The sequence below is a fragment of the Microbacterium sp. GW821-FHT01D02 genome, assembly GCF_059422585.1.
Window position 1 is genome coordinate 1,624,329 of the sequence record NZ_JBWKXB010000001.1, and the last position, 23,302, is coordinate 1,647,630.

Sequence of the window (23,302 nt, forward strand, 5' to 3'; positions counted from 1 at the left end):
GCCCTCTGAGGGTGCCGCGGCTGCACGCCGCGCCGCCCCCGAGCAGATGGTGTCCGTGTCGTACTCACGCTCCCCAGCGCGCGCGATATCCCCAGATCCGACTGCGCCTCCCTCGCGCCTCTCCCTTCGAGGCCCTTCGCATGGCACCTTCCGAAGAACAGGAGCACGGAGTGCGCGTTCTGATACAACGAATGGAGAAAAAAGTTCAGAACCCGTCCCCGTGGCATTGGAACGGGGCGCTCAGACCGGTCTCGACAGCGGCCTCGGCGAGGGCGACCGCCGGGGACGCGCCCGCGGAAAGGCCCGTGTGCACGGCGCTCAGCAGCTCACCGGCCACATCGTCGGGGACCGCGACGGGGGCGGCGATCACGCAGTCCGCGCCGGCGTGCAGCCAGACCCGGGTCATCCCGAGCGCTTCCTCGCCCCAGCGCACGGAGGAGCGGCCGAGCTCGCAGGCCGACAGGATCACGGTCGCCGGGACTCGCGGGATGAGGTCGACGTCGTAGCCGAAGAGGATGCCGTCGGCGAGCTCGAATCCGGAGAACAGGGGATTGTCCACGGCATGTCGGCCGTGCGCGGCGATGTGCAGCACATCGGTGTCGGCGGCGAGTTCGGTGACCGCCGAGACCGTCGCATCCGTGGCGTCCAGGATGCGCGGCGACCGACCCGCGCCGCGCCAGGCGGTGGCCGCCCGCTCGACCTCCTCGCCCGCCCTGGCGACGCGGGGGCCGGCCGCGAAGCCGATCCTCGTCGGTCCGGTGGCCGCTGCGTGGGCGGTGGCGCGCGACGGGTCGCCGAGCAGGCGCGACACCGACGTCGCGAGGGTGAACGGCACGCCGGTCATCCCCGGGAGCATCGCCCAGGGCACCCCCGCGAGGGCGCCGGGTACCGTGATCGCCAGGCGGGACGCGTCCGGCGCCGCCCGCAGCAGCGGCGCGAGGAGCTCGGTGTCGAGCAGCGCCAGCCGTGATGCCAGCGCCCGTTCCGTCACCGCGCCCATCAGACCGCCGCGCGTCATCGCGGCCATGTCGAGGTCTGCGCGGAGGCCGTCCAGCGCCGCCTGCGCCCGCGCCCACGACAGGTCGACCACCGTCGCTCCCGACGAGGTGACCACGATGCCGTGCAGGGCGGATCCGGTGAACACGTAGGAGAGCACCGCGGTGCTCGGCTCCAGCAGGGCCGTGGCCTGGGCGAGTCCCAGCCGCTCGCGGGTGCCGCCCGAACCGGTGGTCGCCCACTGCCGCTCCCGCACCCGGTCGCGCAGTGCGCGCACCCGGGCGTCCGTGGTCCAGTCGGCGCCGGCGAGCTCGGCGCGCAGCATCCGCAGCTCGGCCAGGTCCGCCGCCAGCGACTCGTCGTGCGGGGGACGCACCGGGGCGACCTGCTGACTGAGGTGGCGTGCCCGTTCCGACCACTCGAACAGCGTCGCGGGGTCGCGCAGCCGTGCGGCGGCGGAGAGACCGGCGAACATCAGCTCGGACCCGTGCATCGCGACGGAGGCCTGCAGGTCGAGCGCCCCGAAGGACTGCTGCCAGGCCGTGAGCAGCTCGAGCCCGTCGGCGGCCGCGCGCAGGGCGTCGCGGTCGCGCCCGGCAGCGGCTGCGCGGGCGGAGCGCACCTCGTGGGCGCGCAGACGGAGCGGAGTCGGCGCGGCGTCGTCGAGTCGCGGCAACCGTCCGCTGCCGTCGCGGCGGGCGCTGAGGCGCAGACCCGTCGCCTCGGTGTGGAAGCCGCCGCGGTCGAGGGCTCTCGCCGTGCGGGCGAACTCCGCGGTGTCGATGGGGCGCTGCGGTCGCGCGCGCTGCTGCGCCTCCAGCCGCACGGCATCCGCTCGGGCCGCCCATCCGTCGTTCGCCAGCGCGGAGAAGCGACGAGCGGCGGTGCGGGCCGCGCGTTCGGCGGCGGCCGGGTCGTGGCGCAGGAGGGAGCGTGCCAGATGGAACTCCGCCTCGCCCCTCGCCTGCCGCATCCGCTGCGCGCCGAACTGCGTGGCCACCCGCCCGAGCAGGGCTTCCGCCTCGGTGGTGAGGCCCGCGTCGCGGAGCACCTCGGCGCGGTCCAGGTCGCTGATCGCGGCGGCGAGGTCGCTGATCGCCGCCAGCTGGGGACGGGAGCGGGTCATGAGGCTGAGGGCGGTGACGAGGTCTCCCTCCAGCAGCGCCGCGTAGCCGAGGTTGTGTCGGGCCTCCGCGAGCGGCTCGTCGTCGTCGTTCGCCTCGTAGACGGCGACCGCTCGCCGGAGGTCCTCCACGCAGGACTCGAGCTCGCGCTGCTGCATCCGCACGACGGAACGGTTCATCAGACAGTTCGCGAGCTCGGTGGTCTCGTCGCCGATCGCGGTGAGGGTGTCGATCGCGCGCGTGAGCTCGGCCTCCGCCTCGGCCAGTCGGCCCCCGTGCATCAGCAGCGTGCCGAGCTGCCCGCTGAGCACCGTGACCGTCTCGGCCCTGAGCCCGGAGCGGCCGAGCGCTTCGCGACACAGCTGCTCGGCGGCCGCCGGCTCCCCCGTCTGCGCGAGGACGTACGCCACCGTGCCGTCGATGCGCGCACGCAGGTCGGGGTCGTCGGTGCGGGCGGATGCGGCGTCGAGAGCGCGCCGCGCCTGCGTGAACCGTCTCGCGTTCGCCGCTTCGACGCCGCGCCGGTGCAGCTCGGTCGCAGTCAGGGGCATCCCCCCAGAATGCCGTGCGCCGGGCCCGTGGGGAAGAGCGCGAGCGCGGTCCCGTCGCGCGGGCACCCAGGACGGGCCGTCCGCATCGGTACGGACGGTCCGTCCCGGGGGTCAGACCGGGTCGACGGGCGTGGGCAGCGTCTTCAGGACCGCGGCGACGGCCTTCGCCGCGGCCGCCGGCTTCACCCCCGCGATCGGCACGGAACCGAGCTGCGCCGCGATGCGCCCTGCGACGTACGGTGCCGAGAACGACGTGCCGCTCCACACCGCGAACCCGCCGCGGTAGTCGTCGGGGTCGATCGTCTCGCGGCGCATGCCGTCGACGTCCGCCCGCGTCGACGCCTGCATGCCCCCGACGAACGCGGGTGAGGTGCTGACCACGGCCGCACCCGGCGCATAGGCCTGCACCCAGGGGCCGATGTTCGAGAAGAGGGCGACCGATCGGGCCGAGGGGTTCAGCGCCCCGACCGAGACGAGCGGTGCATCCCGGTCGGGGCGGATGCCGTTGTCCGATCCGGGCCACGGCCACAGCGATGCCGGGAACGACGGACGGTCGATCGCGTCGTTGCCGGCCGAGCACACGACCACACACCCGAGCTCGCGCGCCTTCGCGAGCAGCTGGTGCAGCGTGAGGCTGAACAGGCCGTCGGTCGGGGTCTCGTGGTAGTAGCTGAGCGACAGGTTCAGCACGTCGATCGGGAAGCCGGTCTTCGGATCCTCGCGGTGCCGGGCCAGCAGCGTGACGACCTGCGCGATCGTCTCCAGCAGCGTGCTCTCGTCGATCACACCGAGGGCGCCGGCCACCCGGATCGAGAGGATGTCGGCATCCGGAGCCGCCTGCCGGATGAGCCCGGCGATGAACGTGCCGTGCCCGGCGACCGCGTCGATCTCCCCGTCGAGCTGCCCGTACAGGTCGGGGTAGCGCTCCGGATCCGCGTCGTCGGTCAGTCCGACGGGCACGCCGTCGAGGTCGATCTTCCGCGTGACGATGTCGGCGGGCAGCCAGGAGTGCTCCCCGCATCCGGTGTCGAGCACCGCGACGACCGGTCGCCGCCCGCGCTTCGGAGCAGGTCCGCGCACGGGAGCAGGCCCCAGCCAGGTGACCGGCTGCCGGGCACCGCGCCCGGGCTCGAGGTAGTCGTCGCTGCCGCCCGCGCCCCCTCCGGCACCGCGCACCGGGTTGGTGCGGGTGAACGGGTTGGTGCGGGTGAAGGGGTTGGTGCGCGTGAACGGATTCAGCCCCACGGGGTCGATCGACAGCACGTGGTCGAGGCTCGTCCGCGGCATCGTCGAGCGGGACATGCGCCGCGCGCGCTGCAGCACGCGCCAGGCGTCCGGCGCGACGGGGGACTCGCCGCGGACCGGCTCATCGGGAGTGCGCAGTCGGGCGCGCAGGAAGCCGGGAACCCCCGGGACCAGCTCGCCGTCGGCCGCTGCCCGGGTCCCGTCCTCCACCTCGAGCTGCCAGCCGAAGGTGTCGGCCGCGTCGCGCAGCGTCCGCACCTCGCGGTCGTAGGCCTCCTCGTCGCCGAGGGCTCGGGTGATCAGCAGCCGTTCCGGCAGATACGCGGTCGGGAAGGCGCGGATGCCGTCCACCGGCTCCGTGCTCGGATCGAGTGCCGTGCCACGCCGGATCGATCCCTCCGCGCGATCCTGCCAGCTCCATCCCTTGGGCTGATCCATGGGTCATCCTCTCCCTGCGGGTCGCCCCGCGGCCTCATCGACGGGCGGCGCCCGCGGTCACAGCTCGAACTGCGGGGTCGAGAGCGTGCGGGCCTCGTCCCCGATCACGGTCGTCAGGTGCACGCGGGTGAGACCCGGCGGCACATCGTCGAACACGAAGCGGCCCGTCTCCTCGGGCGAGGTCGAGCGCGTGCGCTCGCCCTGGGTCAGCACGATCTCCGCGGCGGCGGCGTCAGCCCATCCGTCGACCCGGCGCCGGCCGGACGCGGTGCTCGTCACGTGCAGCAGGATGCTCGTGGATCCGTCGCTGAACTGCAGCGTGAGCGCATCGGCCTCGCCCCGCACCGCACCGAACTGCCCCTCGACCAGGGTGAGCAGCGCATACTCCCGGTTCAGCCCCTCGGCGGCCACCGCGGCGACCATGCGGTCGATCAGGCCGGCGGGCATCGGGTCGACCTCGCCCCACAGCGAGCGGAGTCGGGCGAACATCCGGGCGTCTTCCTGCTCGGTCATGCGAAACCCCCTGCCTGTGCGGTCGGTGGTGCGTCCAGCAGGGCCCGCAGCTTGGCGAGGCACCGATTCCTGGTCGGGCCGATGCTTCCGATCGGCATCGCGAGGTCGGCCGCGATCCGCGCGTAGTCCGGGCGGTCCTCGAACGCGATCACGCGGAGCAGCTTCTGGCAGCGCTCGTTCAGACGGCGCACGGCCATCCACAGGCGCCGGTTCTCGTCGCCGAGTGTCGCGTGCTCCTCGGCGGAGGCCTGCTCGGGGAGCAGGGTGTCGAGGTCGTCCGCATCGGTGGTGTCGACCTTCCCGTGTGCCTTCGCGACCTTCCACGCCTCCCGGCGGGCGGTGGTCGTGAGCCAGGCGGACACGGCACGCGGGTCGCTGATCGATCCGTGGCCGCGCACGAGCTGCAGCCAGGTGGTCTGCACGACGTCCTCGGCGAGCGTGCGCTCCAGCCCGTACGCCCGCACGACGTGCCAGAGCACGGGGGTCATCAGCCGTACCAGCTCGTCCATCGCGCGCGAGTCGCCCTCGCGCCATGCGTCGAAGAGGTCCGCCGCGCGCTCCCAGCGTGCGCGCCCGTCGTCCGAGGCAGGATCGAGAGCGGCGCCGGGTGCACCGTCGATCATGAAGCCCATTGTGATCACATCTACCAGGAGCGCGGCAAGAGCTTTCTGATACATGTCGCGGGCTCGCATCGTCGAGAGACGGCGTATCCGCGGTTGCCGACGAGGTGCACCTGGCCGCCGGGAGTGGCGAGTAGTGCTCAGACCAGGAAGTACAGTCCCACACTGATGACGAGGCACACCGGCACGGCCCTGCCCACTAGCCGGTCGACACGCGTCGCTGGGCGCACCGTCAGGGTGATGATCAGCGACGCGGCCCAGACAGCCCACAAGACCGCAAGGCCGACCGCCAGCACTACGGGGTTCCTGATCACGGCAACCGCGACGTAGTAGCACGTCGCGAAGGCGTTGAACGCGAGCGTCGATGCCAGAAGCACCCACCGCTGAGCTTGCTTGCGTCGGCCGTCAGCACCGGCGGTCACGATCTGCTCCCGCTCAGACGCCGCAGCACGCATAGGTCCACCGCCGACAGTTCTGTGAGGCGCACAGCGAGCACATGATGATGACGCAGGACAACAGCGCAATCGGGTTGGCTGCCGCCCATGCGCAGCCACCACAACAGGTCAGTACCCCTACCCTGTTCAGATCGGAACAGGTACGGCAGGAGTGCTTCCCGGGAGGGCAGGCCTTTGCGGCCGTAGCGGTCCTCGCGTCGAACTGAGCTCTGCTCTTCACCGCCGAGCGCGCATCGGGCCCGATGGAATCCAGGGTCATATTCTTTGCATCCCCGGAGATTGCGAAAGTTGTTGTCGCTGTCCGCACTACCGTTCCGTCGGGGGCGAGCTCCACGTGCCGGGCGTAGACGCGTGATGTGACCAACGCGGCACCGAGGGCCACGACCGTGCCGTATACGCTCGTGGCGACCGACATGGGCAGCGGCTCACCTTCCATGCGCGCCCCATAGCTGCGTTCCATACTCTCAAGGTCGCTTTCGAAGAGAGGAAGGTATTTGGCGCGCTCCTCATTGGTCGCAGCTCTCGCATCTCTCGGCTGCCACTGCCGGGGCACCTCGGCGTCAGGGTCCTTCGCTGTGGAAGCCCGCGTGCTGCCGCTTGCGAGCTCAGGAAACACCATTGCTGCGAGGCCCCCGATGCCGATACCAATGAAGGATCTGCGTTTCATGTTCACGATGAATCTCCAATCTGGTGCATCGCTACTCGACTTCGAGTCGCGATGCCTCCTCAGTTAGCTGTTCTGCGGCGGGCCGGTCTGGTGCGAGCATTCGAGCTAGCCCGACGACGGTTCCCAGACCGATAAGCCCCCATCCGATCCATGCGTCGAAAAGAGTCAAGGTGGGGAGGGCGAGGGAAGGAAGAAGAGCGATCAAGAGGACGGCGTTGCGCCCGACCACGACCCAATTGGCTTGCGATTTGAGAACTGAGCCGAAACACCCGCATTCGGTCGAGATCTTCCGGACGACAACGGAGATGACTGACGCGGTATAGATCACGATGAGCCCCGCGGCCGTGAGGCACCAAGGGCCAGCAACTCCACCGAGGAGACAGATCCCGATGGCGAGTTCGATTGGCGGGAGGACAGCTGCGATCGGGCGCACCAGCGAAGCTGGAACCACTCGGAATGCCTCAATGGACTCGCCGAGCGCGCGTCGTCCCTCCCGCAGCTTGATTGCGCCAGTGACGACCAGAACAAGCCCGACCAACGCAGCGAGAGAGTAGTTGACTACGGCCACGTCACGTCTTTCTAGAGCAGGTAACTTCTAATGTGTTACACGCCGAGCATACCCGCGTTCTCCCCAAAGAGATGTCCTCTCTTTGGGGGACATGAAGCGGTGCCCGCGCGCCGTGGCCGTCGGCCATCGCGGGATACGCGGTCGGGTGCCGTGGCTGATGTCGGTAGCGTTGAGGGGTGATCGTCCTCGCCGTCCTCCTCTTCCTCAACGCCGCTTTCAACGCCCTCGTCTGGCCGCAGTTCTACAAGCGCGTCGCCCGGGATCCGCGGGCGCGGGACGAGCACGGCAAGGCCACCGCGTTCCTGAAGGTGCACGCCGTCCTCATCGCGATCGCGCTCGTGCTCGCCCTCGTCGCGGCGATCGCGGGCATCGCGGCGCTGACCGGCGCGCTCTAGCGCCGTACCGCTCCGGGACGCGGGTCAGGCCGACTCGAACTGCTTCGCGTGCGCGGCCCAGCCCGCCTCCACGGGCAGCGCCCGCAGCGCCCGGTTGCTCACGGCGAGCACCACGGCGACGAGGCAGAGCACGGCGCAGAACAGGATCGTCCACTCGCGGCCGACCCAGGCGAGACCGAAGCCGGCGATCAGCGGCGCGAGCGGCATGGCCCCCATGCCGAGCACGCCCGCGGCGCTGTTGGCCCGGCCGAGCAGGTGGCTGGGCGTGGCGACCATGAAGTAGCCCATCATCCCCGCGTTGAGGGCGGGCACGAGGAGCACGGACGCTCCGAGGACGATCCCGATCGCCCACGGTGACGTCACCATCGACAGCACGATCACGCCGACCGACGCCACCGAGAGTCCGGCGATGGTCAGCACGCCGGCCTTGATCCGCGGGACCAGCAGCGGGGAGAACACGGCTCCGACCAGCATCACGGCCCCGATCGCGGCGCTCAGGGTGCCGATCAGCAGCGTGGAGTACCCGGCCTGCTGCAGGGCGTAGATCGCGGTCGTGATGGCGGCGTTGAAGCCGAGGTTGATGACCGTGGTGATGAGCAGCACGCCGCCGAGGTCGGGCCGGGACAGCAGCCAGCGGAATCCCTCACGCAGCTCCGCCCAGGCATTCGGCTTCGTCGCCGGGGCCGTCGGGGCGCCGAAACCCAGGTCATCCGTCGCGGCGACGGCGTGTTCAGCCACGACACGCCGCGGGTCATCCGGATCGTCTGCGTTCTCGTCCGCGGCTCCCGTGTCGACCAGCCCCGCGCGCCGGGCCTGGCGGCCCAGCATCCACGCGGTCAGGGCGGCGATCGCGTGGCACAGCGTCATCACCGCGCCGACCAGCCAGCCGCCGACACCCAGCAGGAGGCCGCCGAGCGGTCCTCCTGCGAGCTGGAGTGCGGCATCCCGCCCCTGGTTCGCGGCCTGCGCCCGCCCCATCGCATCGTCGGGGACGATCTCCTTGATCGCGCTCTCACCGGCGACGTCGAAGAGTCCGCTGCGGGCGGCGAGGAGCACATCGATCACGAGCAGAGAGCCGAAGGTCATCGCATCGCCGAGGGCGAGGAGGGTGAAGCCGCCCGCGAGCACGATGCCGATGAGCGACCCGAGGAGCATCAGCGCGATGCGGCGGTGGCGGTCGGCCAGGACTCCTCCGGCGAGAGTCATCAGGAGCCGCGCCACCATCCCCGCGCCGCCGATGATGCCCGCCTGTGCGGGGTCGTTCGTCACGATGAGAGCGAGCAGCGGGATCGCGAAGCCGAACAGGGCGCCCGCGAGGCCCTTGCTCGTGTCGCTCACCAGCCACGTGAGGTAGCGGGGGTTGCGCCAGAGGCGGTGGGGCTCGGTCGCGGTGGTCATGCGTCGAGAGTAGATGCGCAAGAACAATTGCGCAAGTTCTATTGCGCAATTTCGGGTGCGGGTAAGATCGGCACATGACGGAGGACACCGCGAAAGGCACGAGCGAGGATCCCGTCTGGATGACCTCGGCCATGCTCAAGGCCTACTCGCACCCCCTGCGGCGACAGATGATCCGCCTGTTCTCGCGGCGGGATTTCCTCCGTGCGGCCGACATCGCCGCCGAACTCGGTGTGCCGGCCAACAGCGCGAGCTTCCATCTGCGCGCGCTCGCCGATGCCGGTCTCATCGAGGAGGCGCCCGAGAAGGCCCGCGACCGCCGCGACCGCGTCTGGACCGGGCACAAAGGGCCACTGAACGTGGGCGGCCCGGAGAGCCCGGTCGCCGACGAGGAGCTCGGCAGCGCCGTGATCGCCGCGCTGGTGGAAGACCACCAGGATCTGCTGCGCCGGGTGACCGCCTGGACCCCCGAGTACGTCGCGGGACGCACGACCGAGGTGCACGCCGCCTTCACCCAGCGCACGATCCGGCTGACCGAGTCCGAGTTCGACGATGCGATGGTGAAGTTCAACGACATCCTGACCGCCGCCGAAGAGGCGCACGACAGCGCCGACCCCGACGGCCGCTACTGGCAGGTCGACGTGATCGCCGCCGACGACACGATCTGACGGACTACTCCTCGCGCCGCGCCGGCGTGCCGCTCAGGATCAGGATGCGGCGCAGATGCATGGCGGTCAGAACGCCGGGGCCCATCGAGCGGCGGACGTCGATCGTGCGGTCGTCGACGGTCTCGAGGAGGAGGCGGATGGCGCGCGCGGCCTCGCCCCGGGCGCGATGCTCCGCACTCGACGAGGCGTCACCCTGCGCGATCACGTCGGCGACGGCATGACACGCGGCGGACAGCGGGTCCGGGAGGGCGGGGTCGAGCTCCAGGGCGCCCGTCCTCTCCCAGATGGTGTCCGCGATCTCGTCGGAGATGTCGCGGATGAGGTGGGCGATCCGGTCCAGGGCGGCGAGCTCGTCGTGGTTCTGCTGCATCCGAGGCCGGTGCCCCTTCGCGCGAGGATTGCCGCGCCGGCTCTCGTCCGCCTCCGCCAGGGCCGCCCGGAGCGAGGCCGCGGTGTCGGCGAGCGAGGCCGCATCGTCCGCCCACTGCTCGTGCTCGGGAGGCCACGACTCCGACACCGCCGATCCGATGTCGTGCAGGTGCTGCGCCAGCTGCGCGCGGAACGCCGCCACCCGCCCGGCCGCCGCCACGGTGAGCGGAGCGGGCGCGATCACCAGGTTCACGACGAGGCCCACGGCCACCCCGACCGCGGTCTGTGTCAGGTAGCCGAGCGAGTAGTCGTCGGCGTTCTGCCCGCCGATGATCAGCACGAACAGCGCCGCCATCGGCACGTACTCGCGCCCCACCCCGAACCAGCCGGTGCCGGACAGCAGCACCCCCACGCCGACGACGGCCGGGATCGTCCACCACGTGGGTCCGACCGTCAGCACCACGATCGTGGCGAGACCGATGCCGGTCGCGAGCCCGAGCAGCGTCTGCAGGCTCGACTTCGCCGATCCCATCAGCGTGGGATACATGCTCACGAGTGCACCCAGCGGCGCGTAGTAGGGGTAGTCGTCGGTGACGCCCGGCATGTGCGGGGCGATCATCCACGCCAGCCCGACGGCGAGGGTCGTCTTCGCGACGAGCAGGAGGCGCGCGGGGCGGACGGCGTCGTGGACGGCACGGGCGATGCCCGCGCGTCGTGCCCGGAGCGGGGTGCGGCTCTGCGTCACGGCATCCTCTCTGTCGGTGGCTCTGTCGGTGGCAGGTGATCCCGCGAGAGTAGGTGTCCGGCCCGCGCCTGGCGAGCGGGTTGCTTCCGCGGCGGGGTACCGGTAGCGCGCACGCGACGACGCCGGCCACCCCGAGGGGTGACCGGCGTCGTGGATCGATGCTCGCCTACGGGATGGCCCGCCGGAAGGCGAGGAACGAGACACCCATGAGGGCCGCGGTGACGACGAGGCCCCACAGTGCGAGGCCGAGTGCTCCGAGATCGCCGATGCCGGTCCAGACCTGGCCCCACAGCTCGAGCCGGGTCACGAGGTACACGAGTCCGACGAGGATCAATGCCAGCGCGATCCACGCGATCGTGAGGACCGTCAGCCCCCAGCTCTTGTAGATCGTGGCGCCGGTGAAGCCGACCACGAAGAAGAAGAGCGCGAGGGTGAAGTAGACGACGAAGGCGCCGCCGGGGCCGGCCTCCCACAGCCACGGGAGGTAGAAGACCCAGCCGTTCACCCCGTAGCCGTTCGTGGCGACCTCGATGCCGCCGCCGATCAGGAACAGAGCGCCCATGAACGCGCTGGCGAGGACCGCGGTGAGCATCGTTCCGAAGAAGAACGCGCGACGCGTGATGCTCATCGCCTGGGAGAACGGGAACGTGAGCGTCATCGCCGACAGGCCGATGGCGAAGAAGTACCAGAGGGGTGCCTGGCCGCCGCCGCCGTACTTGGGGGCGTCGCCCGGGATCATCGCGTAGATCAGCACCGAGATCAGGGTCGCTCCGGCGAGGATGATCAGCGGCACCCAGATGAAGGTCTGCCGGTTGATCATCTGCAGGCGGATGACGTTGAGCGTGCGTCGCATCAGCGCACCTCCTCCTTCGTGGCGGACGCTCTCGTGGAGTCGGCCTCGGCCTTCTGCGTGAGTCGGACGATCAGCTGCTGCAGCGAGACCGGCGCGAGGTCGAGCCCGGATGCGGTGATCTGCGTGCGCTCCTCCGGTGACACGGCCCCGAGCACCGTGACGGATGCCACGCGGCCGAGCGACTCGCGGTGCAGCACCTCACGGGTGCCGACCCAGGCGTCGACCTTGGCGGCATCGCCCACCACCGTCACGGCGCGGTCGCGGACCGCATCCGTGTCCTCGTTCAGGAGGATCTGACCGTTGTCGATGACGATGACCTTCTCGATGAGGTTCGAGACCTCGTCGATCAGGTGGGACGAGAGGATGACGGTGCGCGGGTGCTCCGCATAGTCCTCGACCAGGCGGTCGTAGAAGATCTGCCGGGCGACCGCGTCGAGTCCGAGGTACGGCTCGTCGAAGAAGGTGATCTCGGCGCGGGAGGCGAGTCCGATGATCACGCCGACCGCGGAGAGCTGACCGCGCGAGAGCTTCTTGATCGTCTGCTTCATCGGCAGCTGGAACTCGGCGATGAGCTCGTCGGCGAGGGCCTGGTCCCAGTTCGGGAAGAACAGGCTCGCGGCCTTGAAGGCGTGCTTGGGGTAGGCGTCGTCCGGGTACTTCTGGCTCTCGCGGACGAAGCAGATCCGGCTGAGCACGTGCGCGTTCTCGTACGGGTGCTCGCCGAACACCTTCACGGTGCCGGACGACTCGAAGTTCTGGGCCGTGAGAATCGACATGAGTGTCGTCTTCCCTGCACCGTTGCGGCCGAGGAGGCCGTAGATCGCGCCTCCCTCGATGGCGAGCGACACGTTGTCGAGCGCTCGCTTCTCCTTGTAGCGCTTGCTGAGGTTCTGCACCTCGATGACGGCGGTCATGCGGGGGTCTTCCCTTCTGCGTCGGTGGTCAGTGCGGCGCGCTGCCGGAGCAGTGCCGCGAGGTCGTCGGCGCCGAGTCCGAGCGTGCGGGCCTCGGCGAGGAGCGGGTCGATGTAGCGGTCGGCGAAGGCGGTGCGGCGCTCGCCGAGGAGCGTCTCCCTGGCGCCGTCGGCGACGAACATGCCGATGCCTCGGCGCTTGTACAGCACTCCCTTGTCGGTGAGCACGGCGACTCCCTTCGCTGCAGTGGCGGGGTTGATCCGGTAGAACGCGGCCAGCTCGTTCGTGGAAGGGGCCTGAGCCTCCTCGGCGAGCGAGCCGTCGACGATCGAGTCCTCGATCTGCTCGGCGATCTGGAGGAAGAGCGGCTTGCCTTCTTCGATCACGAGTCCTCCGCTGGGTTGGTGGGTTACTTACTCGACTAAGTAACCATGTAACCCGGAAGGTGTCAACCCCTCTCCGTCCCGCGTGCCGGAACCCAGAGCGTCGGGTCCGGGCGCGGCGCGTCGACGCGCGGCACGCCGGAGCGCGCGCGGATGGTCTCCGTTTCGGCCCGGGGGCAGGGGTCAGTCGCGCCGCTGCGCGCGCCAGTCCTCGACGATCTGCAGCATCCGCACGGAGAGGAAGCGGAAGAACTCGGCGAGCTCGAGGGCCCGGTCGTGGGCGCCCTGGTCGTCGTCGTGCTCGGCGGCGATGTCGTCGATGTACTCCGAGAGGCGCGAGTACACGGGCATGTTGCCGACGATCGAGCTGTAGAACGGATCGTGCACGAACTCGTAGCGGTCGCGGCGGTCGCCGGGGCGGGAGCGGCGCTGGATGAAGTGCAGCTGCTGCAGGTAGCGCACCGCGCCGGAGACGGCGGCTGCGGAGACGCCGAGGCGCTCGCCGAGCTGGGCGGCCGTGTACCCGCCTTCGGGGGCGGCGACCAGCGCCATCATCACGCGTGCCGGCATCCGCGGCATCCCGGCGGCGGTCATCATGGCCGCCGCCTGCTCCGCGGGTTCGACCCCGCGGTGCGCGTCGGTGCTCTCAGCGCTCTCGGTGCTGTCGGAGTTCTCGGTGCTGTCGTCGGGCATCGGGCTCCTCCTAGGCGCCGGGCGCGAGCTCACGGCGTCGCATCATGGTCAGGGCGGCGGCGCCACCCGCGGCCAGGGCGAGTACGAGCCACCACAGGCCGCGCACGTCCACGCCGCTTCCGTCGACCACGGGGGTCACGGCGAACGGGGAGAGGTTCGCGGTCCATTCCGGCAGCCCGAACAGGGGACCGAACATCCCGAGCAGGGCCGCCAGCAGCACGAGGCTCCACGCCACCGCGGTCGTCGCCCGGGGGAGCAGCACGAACACCAGGGCGGTCAGCACGGCGAAGATCGCGGCCGCGACCGCCTGCCCGAGCCCGGCCACGGCCACGATGCGAAACAGCGCGTCGTCGCCCCCGCGCGACCAGACCCCGATCCAGCCCGCGAGCACGGCGGCGGCGATCACGATCGCGACCGCGACGATGCCGACGATCACGAAGTCCGAGAGCCAGCGGACGCGTCCGACCGGTGTGGCGAGCACGGCCTCCGCGGTGCCGTGGGCCTCCTCCTGCCGCGCGCGCACGACCGTCTGCACGGCGCAGCAGGCCGCGAGGATGCCGAGCAGCGTGAAGAACACCGTCACCACGACCTCGTCGAGCCCGCCCGTCGCGCCGCCGATCTTCTTGAGGATCTCGGCCACCGCCGGGTTCTCTCCCGAGATCTGGTCGACGAGTCCGCTCAGGGTGGTGGCGAGGATGCCGGTGACCGCACCGCCGACCGCCCAACCCACGATCGAGCCCGAGGTCAGCCGCCAGACCAGTGCGTGCGGCGAGGCGAGAGCCGGCCGCGCCGAGACACGACCGCGACGCTCGGCGACGAAGCTGGCGTCGATGTCGCGCCGGGACTGCAGCGCGACCGAGGCGACCGCCAGCACGAGCCCGACCCCCAGTCCGAGGAGCATCGGCCAGACCAGGTCGGTGTCGTACGGGCGGGTCTGCTCCGCCCAGCCGAACGGCGAGAGCCATGCGGGCCAGGCGCTGGTCATGCTCGACAGGTCGTCGCTCGGCGTCCCGGCGGCGTTGCCGATGCCGCGGATCAGGAACGTCGCGACGAGGATCCAGATCGTGAGCGAGTTCGCCCCGCGGGAGGTGCGCATCAGCTGCGCGGCCAGCAGGGCGATGCCGAGGAAGGCGATGCCGCACGATCCGGCCGCCGCCCCCGCGAGCAGCGAGCCCGCCGCGGGGAGACCGGTGGCGATCAGGGCGAGGGCCGTGAGCACGGCGAGCACGACGTTCGCGAGGAGTCCGTGCACGACGGTGGCGATCGTCGGGAGGCGGCGCCCGGCCGGTGTCGCCCAGACGAGCTCGGCGCGTCCGGCCTCCTCGTCGCCCCGGGTGTGGCGGACGGCGAGGAACGTGCTCATCAGTGCGGCGAGGAGCGCCAGCCACGGCAGCACCTCGAAGGCCAGGAAGGCCCCCTCGGACGTGCCGGAGGGGAGTCCGCGGAACATCAGGATCACCGGGTTCGCGAGGGCCGCGGCCAGGATGTTCTGCCGGTCGGCCAGCGTCGCGTACGACTGGCTCACGCCGGCATACCCGGCGAAGGCCATCAGCGCGGTGCCGACGATCCACAGGGTCAGCTGCAGCCAGTCACGCCGCAGCCGCTGCCGCAGCAGCACGCCGAAGCGCGTCATCATGCACGCTCCTTCTGGGCGCGGCGCTCACGGCGACTGCCGGGGACCGCGTCATCCGTCCCGCCGTCCTCCGCGGCCTCGAGCGTTGCGAGGTCGTCGCCGTAGTGGCGGAGGAACAGCTCTTCGAGGGAGGGCGGAGCCACACGCAGGTCGCTGATGCCGAGCGCGGCGAGAGCGGGCAGGACGGTGGCCGTGCGGTCGCTGTCGACGGCGAGACGGATGCGCTCGCCCTGCGCCGTCGCGTCGTGCACGTCGGGGATGCGCTCGACCTGTTCGAGGGTCGCCCCGGAGGGCGTGAACGACACGTCGCTGCGGGTGAGATGGCGCAGCTCCTCGAGGGTTCCGGTCTCGACGATGCGGCCCGCGCGGATGATCGAGACGTGGTCGCACAGCTGCTCGACCTCGCTCATGATGTGGCTCGACAGCAGCACGGTCGCGCCGTTCGCGTGGGCGCGGGCGACCTCGCGCTGGAAGATGACCGCCATCAGCGGATCGAGTCCGCTCGTGGGCTCATCGAGGATGTAGAGGTCGGCCGGCACGGCGAACGCGGCGATGAGCGCGACCTTCTGGCGGTTGCCCTTCGAGTAGGCCCGTCCTTTCTTGCGGGGATCGAACTGGAAGGCCTCCATGAGCCGCTTCTTCTCGTGCTGGTACGCCGTATCCTTCGTGCGGGCGCCCCGCAGCCGGGCGAGCAGATCGACGGCCTCGCCGCCGGACAGGTTGGGCCAGACGCTGACGTCGCCCGGCACGTAGGCGATGCGCCGGTGCAGCTCGACCGCGCGGTTCCAGGGGTCTTCGCCGAAGACCGTGGCCTCGCCGCCGGTGCGTCGCGCGAGGCCGAGGAGGATGCGGATCGTGGTCGACTTCCCCGCGCCGTTCGGGCCGAGGAAGCCGTGCACACGGCCCTGCTCGACGGTCAGGTCGAGACCGTCGAGCGCGTGCACGTGCCCGTAGTGCTTGGTGAGGTTCTGGGTGGCGATGACGGTGGTCATGCGCGGGAGCGTACGCCCGATTCACAAAGTTGTGAATCCTGCGAAAACAACGCATGCGAAATCCTTACGGCCCCCGCGTACAGTGGGCAGGTGCCGGAGTTCCCCTACAGTCGCCTGCGCCGCTGGCCCGACGTCGAGGCGGACAACCTCCAGGCGCATGACGCGACCGATCTGCTGCTCGTCGAGAGGGCGCTCGCGCTCGGTGCGGACGGGGCCGCGACCGTCGTGATCGGCGACGAATACGGGGCGATCACCCTGGCCCTGGTGCAGGCCGGGCTGCGTGGCATCCGGGTGCATCAGGACCTCGCGACCGGTCGTCGGGCCCTGCAGCGCAACGCCGAGGAGCTCGGGCTCACGGGTTTCACCGCGCACGAGCTCGACCAGTCCCTGCTCGCCGACGCCCGGCTCGTGCTGCTGCAGCTGCCCAAGTCGCTCGCCGAGCTCGAGGAGATCGCGGATGCCGTCACCCGGTGGGCCGCGCCCGATGCGGTGCTCGTCGCGGGTGGTCGCGTGAAGCACATGACACTCACCCAGAACGAGGTGCTGGGGCGCAGCTTCGCGCACGTGCAACCTCAGCGCGCGGAGCGGAAGTCGCGGCTGATCATCGCGTCCCAGCCGCTGCTGGTGCCCGCCGAGCCCCCGTTCCCGGTGACGGAGCAGCATGACGGACTGACCCTGGTCGCGCACGGCGGGGCGTTCGCGGGCGCCCGCCTCGACATCGGCACGCGGGTGCTGTTGGACGTGCTCGGTGGAGAGGCGGTTCGACCCGCTTCGCCCGCTCGACGACCCGGGGATGAGGGCGACCGGTCGGAGAGCGAGGAGGCCGAGGGCCACGGAGCGGAGACGCCGCGGGTGCTCGACCTCGGCTGCGGCACCGGCGCGCTCGCTGTGTCGTACGCGCTCGCGCATCCTGACGCGCGGGTGACGGCGACCGATCGCTCCGCCGCCGCGGTGTCCTCCGCCCGGGCGACGGCCGCGGCGAACGGGGTCTCCGAGCGGGTCGCGGTCACGCATGACGACGCCGGTTCCGCGCTGCCGGACGCATCCTTCGACATCGTGCTCCTCAACCCGCCGTTCCACCTCGGCGCGAGCGTGCACACCGGCGCCGCGACCCGTCTGTTCGAGGCCGCCGCGCGCCTGCTCCGACCCGGCGGGGAACTCCTCACGGTGTACAACTCGTCGCTCGGATACCGCCCCGAGCTCGCCCGCCTGATCGGCCCGACCACGCAGCTCCAGCGCACCCCGAAGTTCACGGTGACCCGCAGCGTCCGGGCCTCGGAAACGCCCGATTCCTGACCCTCGACCCGCCCGTGGAGGGATTGTTGAACGCCCGTGCAATCCCCCGGTCAGCGGGGGAAACTCGGGCCCTCCTCCGCGCCGGGATTTGCCCCTGATCGGCCATTTCGTTACGTTGGAATGCGGGCCTGACGGTCCGAAGACCAGTCCGCGGTCACGTCCTTCTTTCGATGAGCTGTGCTGCGAAGAGGCGTGGGCGTACGGTCGATACTCTCTGCGGCGGATCCGAAATCCGCCGTCAGCGCCGCCACAGCGATCATGTCGAACGGCCACGTGAGGATCACCCGGGCGTAACCGAAGCAGGCTCAGCCGCCCGAAGGCGAGCCGCGGGGGAAACGTGTCCGAAATCGCTCTCGAAGCGCGCAATCTGTACAAGGTTTTCGGTAAAAATCCGAGCACCGCCGTCCGTCGGTTGAAGGCCGGTGAGAGCCGCGCCGCCGTCGCTGACGCGGGCACCGCAGCCGTCATCGACGCCAGCTTCACCGTGAACCGCGGTGAGATCTTCGTCATCATGGGCCTGTCCGGATCGGGCAAGTCCACCATCATCCGCATGCTCAACGGGCTGCACGACGTCACCGACGGAACCGTCACGGTGAACGGCGACGCGATCACCGGCATCCCCGCCTCGCGACTGCGCGAGATCCGCCGTGACCGCATCTCGATGGTGTTCCAGCACTTCGCCCTGCTGCCGCACCGCACGGTCGCCGCGAACGTCGCCTACCCGCTCGAGCTCAAGGGCACTCCCAAGGCCGAGCGCCTGGCCAAGGCCGAGGAGATCCTGTCGCTGGTCGGACTCGAGGGACAGGGCGACAAGCTCCCCTCCGAGCTCTCCGGCGGCATGCAGCAGCGCGTCGGCATCGCCCGCGCGCTCGCCGCGGACAGCGACATCCTGCTGATGGACGAGGCGTTCAGCGCGCTCGACCCGCTCATCCGCCGCGAGATGCAGGAGCAGCTGCTCGAACTGCAGCAGAAGCTGCAGAAGACCATCGTCTTCATCACGCACGACCTGAACGAGGCCATGTTCCTCGGAGACCGCATCGCCGTGATGCGCGACGGCCGCATCGTGCAGATCGGCACGCCGGAGGACATCCTGATGGACCCGGCCAACGACTACGTCGAGCAGTTCGTGCAGGACGTCGACCGCGCCCGCGTGCTCACCGCCGCGAACGTGATGGAGCGCCCGCGCCCCGTCGTCCCGCACACCGCCGGCCCCCGTACGGCCCTGCGTCAGATGCGCGACGCCTACATGTCGGCCACCTACGTGGTCGGCCGCGACCGGCAGCTCGTCGGCGTGGTGACCGACCGCGACGCGGTCAAGCTCGTCCGTCAGGGCGCGACCACGCTCGACTCGATCATCAAGCCCGTGCTGCAGAGCGTGCGCGAGGACGACGTGCTGATGAACCTGTTCGTCCCCGCCGTCGAGTCGCCGCTGCCCCTCGCGGTGACGGATGCCGAGGGCCGCCTCACCGGCGTGATCCCGCGTGTGACGCTGCTCGCCGCCCTGGGCCCCGGCCCCGGTGCGACGGAGGAGATCCTCCTCCCGATGATGCCGATGCCCCAGGCCGAGATCGACGCCGTGCTCGATGACGGATGGACCGCCGAACCGGCGGATGCCACGACCACGGAGGAGGTGCGCTGATGGACGGTTTCCGCATCCCCGTCGGGACCTGGATCGAATCCGGCGTCGACTGGATCAAGGCGAACCTCGACGGTCTGCTCGACGTCATCTCGTTCGTGATGAGCTTCCTCGTCGACGGTCTCACCCGCATGCTGCTCACCCCGCACTTCGCGGTCATCATCGTGATCGCCGCGCTCATCGCATGGGTCGTGCGCTCGTGGCAGCTCGCCATCGGCACCATCGTGTCGTTCGGGCTGATCGTCGCGATGGACCTCTGGGTCCCCGCGATGCAGACCCTCGCGCTCGTGCTCGTGGCCGCCGTGATCGCGGTGCTGATCGCGGTGCCGCTCGGCATCTGGTCGGCGCGCAACTCGACCGTGCGCGCGGTGCTCAAGCCCGTGCTCGACTTCATGCAGACCATGCCGGCCTTCGTGTACCTGATCCCGGCGATCGTGTTCTTCGGCATCGGCGTGGTCCCCGGCCTCGTCGCGACCGTGATCTTCGCGCTGCCTCCGGGCGTGCGCCTGACCGAGCTCGGCATCCGCGGCGTCGACTCCGAGACGGTCGAGGCCGGACAGGCGTTCGGTGCGAAGCCGGGCCAGATCCTGCGCGGCATCCAGCTCCCGCTCGCGATGCCGACCATCATGGCCGGCGTCAACCAGGTCATCATGCTCGCGCTGTCGATGGCGGTCATCGCCGGTATGGCCGGCGCGGACGGCCTCGGGAAGATGGTCGTCGAGGCGATCTCGACGATCAACATCCCCAAGGGTGTCGAGGCCGGACTCGGCGTCGTGCTGATCGCCGTCTTCCTCGACCGGGTCACCGCGGCACTGGGTGCCCCGGGCGAGAACCGCTCCTCGTTGCTCGGCATGATCGAGCGTCGCCGCACGCCGAAGGGCGGTGGCACGGCATCCGCTCCTGCACCCGAGACCATCGAGCAGCAGGATGCCGCGGACGAGGCGGAGCGCATCAAGGCGCCGCCGCGTCGGGCGCCCATCGGCGGCGGAGTGCACTGACTTTTCCCCCCTACGAAACAACACACATACGGAACTGAGAGAGAGAAATCGCATGAAGAAGAAGATCCTGGCAATCACAGCGCTCGGTGCCGCAGCGGCACTCACCCTCGCGGGCTGCAGCGGCGACGGTGCAGGCGGCACGGGTGGCGGCGACGGCTCCGCCGAGGACAAGGGCACGATCACGCTGGGCTTCCTGCCCTCGTGGACCGACGGCCTGAGCACCGCGTACCTGCTGCAGGACCAGCTCGAGAAGATCGGCTACACGGTCGAGATGAAGACGCTCACCGAGGCCGGACCGCTGTACACCGGCCTCGCCCAGGGCGACGTCGACATGTACCCGTCGGCCTGGCCTGAGCTCACCCACGCCTCGTACATGGAGAAGTACGGCGACGACATCGAGGACCTGGGCGCGTACTACGAGAACGCCAAGCTCACCCTCGCGGTGCCGGAGTACTCCGAGCTGACCTCGATCGAGGACCTCAAGGGCAAGGGCGCCGACTTCGACGGCAAGATCTACGGCATCGAGCCGGGTGCGGGCCTGACCGCCCAGACCCAGAAGATGATGCCCGAGTACGGGCTCGACGGCGAGTACGAGCTCGTCACCTCGTCGACCGCGGCCATGCTCACCGAGCTGAAGACCGCGACCGACAAGCAGGAGGACATCGTCGTCACGCTGTGGCGTCCGTTCTGGGCCAACGACGCCTTCCCCGTGAAGGACCTCGAAGACCCGAAGGGTGCGATGGGCAAGGCCGAGGGCCTGCACTTCCTGGGCACCAAGGGCTTCGCCGACGAGTTCCCCGAGGCCGCCGAGCTGATCGAGAAGATCAAGCTCGACGACGAGCAGTACGGCGCGCTCGAGGACCTCGTGGTCAACGAGTACGGCGAGGGCAAGGAAGCGGATGCCGTCGACGAGTGGCTGAAGCAGTACGGCGACCAGTTCGACTGGACCGTCACCAGCTGATCGGACGGCGGGACGTCTCGTCTCGCTGCGCTCGCTCGACGACCGGGGCCCTGAGGGGTCCCGGTCGTCGTGCGTTGGGCGAGGGTTCCCGGTCGTCGAGCGAGGAGCGAGGGGGGTTCCCGGTCGTTGGGCGAGGAGGTTCCCGGTCGTCGAGCGACGGGGTTCCCGGTCGTCGAGCGAGGAGCGCAGCGACGAGACGAGACGCCCACGCCGGCCCGCGCTCAGAGGGGCAGCACGATCGCGGCGATCAGTCCGCCGCCCTTCCGCGCCCGCAGACGCACCTCGCCGCCGTGCGTCTTCGCGATGCTCTGCACGATCGCGAGCCCCAGGCCGGTGCCGTCCGGTCCCGCGGACGTGCGACTCGCATCGCCGCGGTAGAACGGCTCGGTGAGCAGCTCGACCGTGGCCGGCGCGATCACGCCCCCGGTGTTCTCGACCTCCACGATCGCGCGTCCGCGCTCCCGACGGGATCGCACCCACAGCTCGCCGCCCGGCACATTGTGGCGGATGCCGTTCTCGAGCAGGTTCCGGACGGCCCTCGCGAGCAGCACCGCGTCGCCGTCGACCGTGAGCTCGCGGAGGTTCGCGTGCACCTCGATCTCCTGCACGTCCAGCTCGTCGACCTGGTCCTCGATGAGGCCGCTGAGCTCCACGGGCTCGACCTCGTCCAGTCCGGTGCGGGCGCGGGCGAGGGCGAGCAGCGCCGTGATGAGGCGTTCGCTCTGCTCGGTGGCCCGCAGCGCGCGCTGCATGTTGGCGCGGAGGTCTTCCGGCACGGCCCCCTGTTCGAGGGGGATCTCCAGTGCGGTGCGGGTCGTGGTGAGCGGGGTGCGCAGCTCGTGTGAGGCATTCGCCACGAAGCGGTCCTGGGCGGTGAAGGCGGACTGCAGCCGGTCGAGCATCCCGTCGATGGTGTCGCCGAGCTCCTTGATCTCGTCGTCGGGACCCGGGAGATCCAGCCGCCGTCCGAGGTCGTGCGCGGAGATGTCCCGCGCGGTGGCGGTGACCTCTCCGATGCGGTCGAGCGACCGTCGCGCGAGCCAGAACGCGATCGCTCCGGCGACACCGGTGAAGGCCACGAGGACCACGACCGACCACAGCAGCAGTCCCCCGCCGACCTCGTCGGCGAGGAACGTGGACTGCTGCAGGACTGCGCCCTCGACCGCGTCCAGGGACAGCGTCTGCATCGGCGTGGCCGTCTGGAACTGGGCGGCGTCGGCGGTCTGGGCGAAGTAGCTGCATCCGGTGCTGATGGTCCCGTACACCAGGCCGCTGCTGTCGCTGAGGGGCGCGACGTCGCTCATGTCGGTCCCCGAGGTCGCGGCCGTCCCCTCGGCGATGCTCGTGAGCGACAGCGCCGGGACGCAGCTCGCGGCCGTGGTGTCGATGGCGGAGGCGAACAGCTGCTGCACCACCAGATACTGCACCGCGAGCAGGGCGGCGCCCGCGGCGATGAACACTCCGGCGATGATGATCACCAACCGGGTGCGGAAGCTCATCCGTCTCATGTCGTCCCCACTCGATAGCCGTGTCCGGCCGCGGACTGGATCACCTCGGGCGGGCCGAGCTTGCGGCGGAGCGTGTGCACCACGATCTTGACCACCCCGCGGGTGCGCTCCTGCGGCTCGTCCCAGACCTCGTCCAGCAGATCGTCCGAGCTGACGTAGCCGCCCTCCGCCGCCAGCAGCGTCTCCAGCACCCCGAACTCCTTGAGCGTGAGCCGGATCGGGGTGCCGTCGCGCTCGACGACGCGGCGCACGACGTCGAGGCGCACGCCCGCGAACTCCAGGACCGCGTTCACGCGCGTGGAGCCTCCCCGACGGCCGAGCGCACGGAGGCGGGCCAGCAGCTCGAGGTAGGCGAAGGGCTTCGCGAGGTAGTCGTCGGCGCCGAGGTCGAGCCCTTCGACCCGGTCGTTGAGGGTGCCGGCCGCCGTGAGCATGAGGATACGGGCCGGATACTCCTGCGCCACGAGCGTGCGGCACACCGCGTCACCGCTCAGCACGGGCAGGTCGCGGTCGAGCACGATCACATCCACGTCGGTCGACGCGGCCGCCGTCAGGGCACTCGCGCCGTCACGGGCGACGTCCACGAGGTACCCCTCGCGGCGCAGGCCGTCGGCCAGTGTGTCGGCCAGGTCGGCCTCGTCCTCCACCAGCAGCAGTCGCATGGCACCTCCCGTCTCCGAGGGTGC

At 70.5% G+C, this 23,302-nt stretch carries 23 protein-coding genes; 6 read left to right on the forward strand and 17 right to left on the reverse strand.

The window, feature by feature from the left end; translation table 11 throughout:
* Positions 1-205 precede the first annotated feature (205 nt).
* The 7 genes from AC07VM_RS08050 to AC07VM_RS08080 all read right to left on the reverse strand — a co-directional run bounded on the left by AC07VM_RS08050 (position 206) and on the right by AC07VM_RS08080 (position 7,177).
* Complete coding sequence (locus tag AC07VM_RS08050) at positions 206-2,671, reverse strand: CHAT domain-containing protein (RefSeq protein ID WP_494910624.1); 2,466 nt, start codon at positions 2,669-2,671, stop codon at positions 206-208.
* A 111-nt stretch (positions 2,672-2,782) separates the two neighbouring features.
* The gene (locus AC07VM_RS08055) at positions 2,783-4,354 is read right to left on the reverse strand and encodes a S8 family peptidase (RefSeq protein WP_494910625.1); all 1,572 of its coding nucleotides are present in this window, start codon (positions 4,352-4,354) and stop codon (positions 2,783-2,785) included.
* 57 nt (positions 4,355-4,411) lie between these two features.
* The gene (locus AC07VM_RS08060) at positions 4,412-4,867 is read right to left on the reverse strand and encodes a hypothetical protein (RefSeq protein WP_494910626.1); all 456 of its coding nucleotides are present in this window, start codon (positions 4,865-4,867) and stop codon (positions 4,412-4,414) included.
* Positions 4,864-5,490, reverse strand: a complete 627-nt coding sequence (locus tag AC07VM_RS08065; protein WP_494910627.1) for an RNA polymerase sigma factor — start codon at positions 5,488-5,490, stop codon at positions 4,864-4,866. Before AC07VM_RS08065 ends, AC07VM_RS08060 begins: the two co-directional genes overlap by 4 nt.
* 137 nt (positions 5,491-5,627) lie before the next feature.
* Positions 5,628-5,909, reverse strand: coding sequence for a hypothetical protein (locus AC07VM_RS08070; RefSeq protein ID WP_494910628.1), 282 nt, complete (start codon positions 5,907-5,909; stop codon positions 5,628-5,630).
* A 13-nt stretch (positions 5,910-5,922) separates the two neighbouring features.
* A complete protein-coding gene (locus AC07VM_RS08075) occupies positions 5,923-6,615 on the reverse strand; it encodes a hypothetical protein (protein ID WP_494910629.1) in 693 nt (230 codons plus the stop codon).
* 25 nt (positions 6,616-6,640) lie between these two features.
* Positions 6,641-7,177, reverse strand: coding sequence for a MauE/DoxX family redox-associated membrane protein (locus AC07VM_RS08080; RefSeq protein ID WP_494910630.1), 537 nt, complete (start codon positions 7,175-7,177; stop codon positions 6,641-6,643).
* A gap of 176 nt (positions 7,178-7,353) precedes the next feature.
* Between AC07VM_RS08080 and AC07VM_RS08085 the strand changes: the two genes are divergently transcribed.
* On the forward strand, positions 7,354-7,572 hold the full coding sequence (locus AC07VM_RS08085; RefSeq protein WP_494910631.1) for an SCO4848 family membrane protein: 219 nt from the start codon (positions 7,354-7,356) through the stop codon (positions 7,570-7,572).
* A 24-nt stretch (positions 7,573-7,596) separates the two neighbouring features.
* Here the strand turns inward: AC07VM_RS08085 and AC07VM_RS08090 are convergent, their stop codons facing one another.
* Entirely contained in the window at positions 7,597-8,970 is a 1,374-nt protein-coding gene (locus AC07VM_RS08090) for an MFS transporter (protein WP_494910632.1), read from the reverse strand.
* A 74-nt stretch (positions 8,971-9,044) separates the two neighbouring features.
* On the opposite strand from AC07VM_RS08090, the gene AC07VM_RS08095 reads away from it, so the two are divergent.
* Positions 9,045-9,635 (forward strand): winged helix-turn-helix domain-containing protein, encoded by a 591-nt coding sequence (locus tag AC07VM_RS08095; RefSeq protein ID WP_267416738.1) that lies wholly within the window; start codon positions 9,045-9,047, stop codon positions 9,633-9,635.
* Positions 9,636-9,639: 4 nt separating this feature from the next.
* Here the strand turns inward: AC07VM_RS08095 and AC07VM_RS08100 are convergent, their stop codons facing one another.
* The 7 genes from AC07VM_RS08100 to AC07VM_RS08130 all read right to left on the reverse strand — a co-directional run bounded on the left by AC07VM_RS08100 (position 9,640) and on the right by AC07VM_RS08130 (position 16,217).
* Positions 9,640-10,749, reverse strand: a complete 1,110-nt coding sequence (locus tag AC07VM_RS08100) for an FUSC family protein (protein ID WP_494910633.1) — start codon at positions 10,747-10,749, stop codon at positions 9,640-9,642.
* A 166-nt stretch (positions 10,750-10,915) separates the two neighbouring features.
* The gene (locus tag AC07VM_RS08105) at positions 10,916-11,602 is read right to left on the reverse strand and encodes a hypothetical protein (RefSeq protein ID WP_267416740.1); all 687 of its coding nucleotides are present in this window, start codon (positions 11,600-11,602) and stop codon (positions 10,916-10,918) included.
* A complete protein-coding gene (locus tag AC07VM_RS08110) occupies positions 11,602-12,516 on the reverse strand; it encodes an ABC transporter ATP-binding protein (RefSeq protein WP_494910634.1) in 915 nt (304 codons plus the stop codon). Before AC07VM_RS08110 ends, AC07VM_RS08105 begins: the two co-directional genes overlap by 1 nt.
* Positions 12,513-12,902, reverse strand: coding sequence for a GntR family transcriptional regulator (locus AC07VM_RS08115; protein WP_494910635.1), 390 nt, complete (start codon positions 12,900-12,902; stop codon positions 12,513-12,515). The genes AC07VM_RS08110 and AC07VM_RS08115 overlap by 4 nt, the downstream gene beginning before the upstream one ends.
* Before the next feature lie 180 nt (positions 12,903-13,082).
* Positions 13,083-13,592, reverse strand: coding sequence for a GbsR/MarR family transcriptional regulator (locus AC07VM_RS08120; RefSeq protein ID WP_494910636.1), 510 nt, complete (start codon positions 13,590-13,592; stop codon positions 13,083-13,085).
* A gap of 10 nt (positions 13,593-13,602) precedes the next feature.
* Entirely contained in the window at positions 13,603-15,228 is a 1,626-nt protein-coding gene (locus AC07VM_RS08125) for an ABC transporter permease (protein ID WP_494910637.1), read from the reverse strand.
* On the reverse strand, positions 15,225-16,217 hold the full coding sequence (locus AC07VM_RS08130) for an ABC transporter ATP-binding protein (protein WP_494910638.1): 993 nt from the start codon (positions 16,215-16,217) through the stop codon (positions 15,225-15,227). The genes AC07VM_RS08125 and AC07VM_RS08130 overlap by 4 nt, the downstream gene beginning before the upstream one ends.
* A 90-nt stretch (positions 16,218-16,307) precedes the next feature.
* Between AC07VM_RS08130 and AC07VM_RS08135 the strand changes: the two genes are divergently transcribed.
* The 4 genes from AC07VM_RS08135 to AC07VM_RS08150 all read left to right on the forward strand — a co-directional run bounded on the left by AC07VM_RS08135 (position 16,308) and on the right by AC07VM_RS08150 (position 21,108).
* A complete protein-coding gene (locus AC07VM_RS08135) occupies positions 16,308-17,513 on the forward strand; it encodes a class I SAM-dependent methyltransferase (RefSeq protein WP_494910639.1) in 1,206 nt (401 codons plus the stop codon).
* Positions 17,514-17,850: 337 nt separating this feature from the next.
* A complete protein-coding gene (locus tag AC07VM_RS08140; RefSeq protein ID WP_267416750.1) occupies positions 17,851-19,152 on the forward strand; it encodes a quaternary amine ABC transporter ATP-binding protein in 1,302 nt (433 codons plus the stop codon).
* On the forward strand, positions 19,152-20,147 hold the full coding sequence (locus AC07VM_RS08145; protein WP_494910640.1) for an ABC transporter permease: 996 nt from the start codon (positions 19,152-19,154) through the stop codon (positions 20,145-20,147). Before AC07VM_RS08140 ends, AC07VM_RS08145 begins: the two co-directional genes overlap by 1 nt.
* Positions 20,148-20,199: 52 nt before the next feature.
* Entirely contained in the window at positions 20,200-21,108 is a 909-nt protein-coding gene (locus AC07VM_RS08150) for a glycine betaine ABC transporter substrate-binding protein (protein WP_267416752.1), read from the forward strand.
* Between the two features lie 221 nt (positions 21,109-21,329).
* Here the strand turns inward: AC07VM_RS08150 and AC07VM_RS08155 are convergent, their stop codons facing one another.
* Positions 21,330-22,607, reverse strand: a complete 1,278-nt coding sequence (locus AC07VM_RS08155) for a sensor histidine kinase (RefSeq protein WP_494910641.1) — start codon at positions 22,605-22,607, stop codon at positions 21,330-21,332.
* Positions 22,608-22,612: 5 nt separating this feature from the next.
* Positions 22,613-23,278 (reverse strand): response regulator transcription factor, encoded by a 666-nt coding sequence (locus AC07VM_RS08160; protein ID WP_494910642.1) that lies wholly within the window; start codon positions 23,276-23,278, stop codon positions 22,613-22,615.
* Between the last annotated feature and the right edge of the window lie 24 nt (positions 23,279-23,302).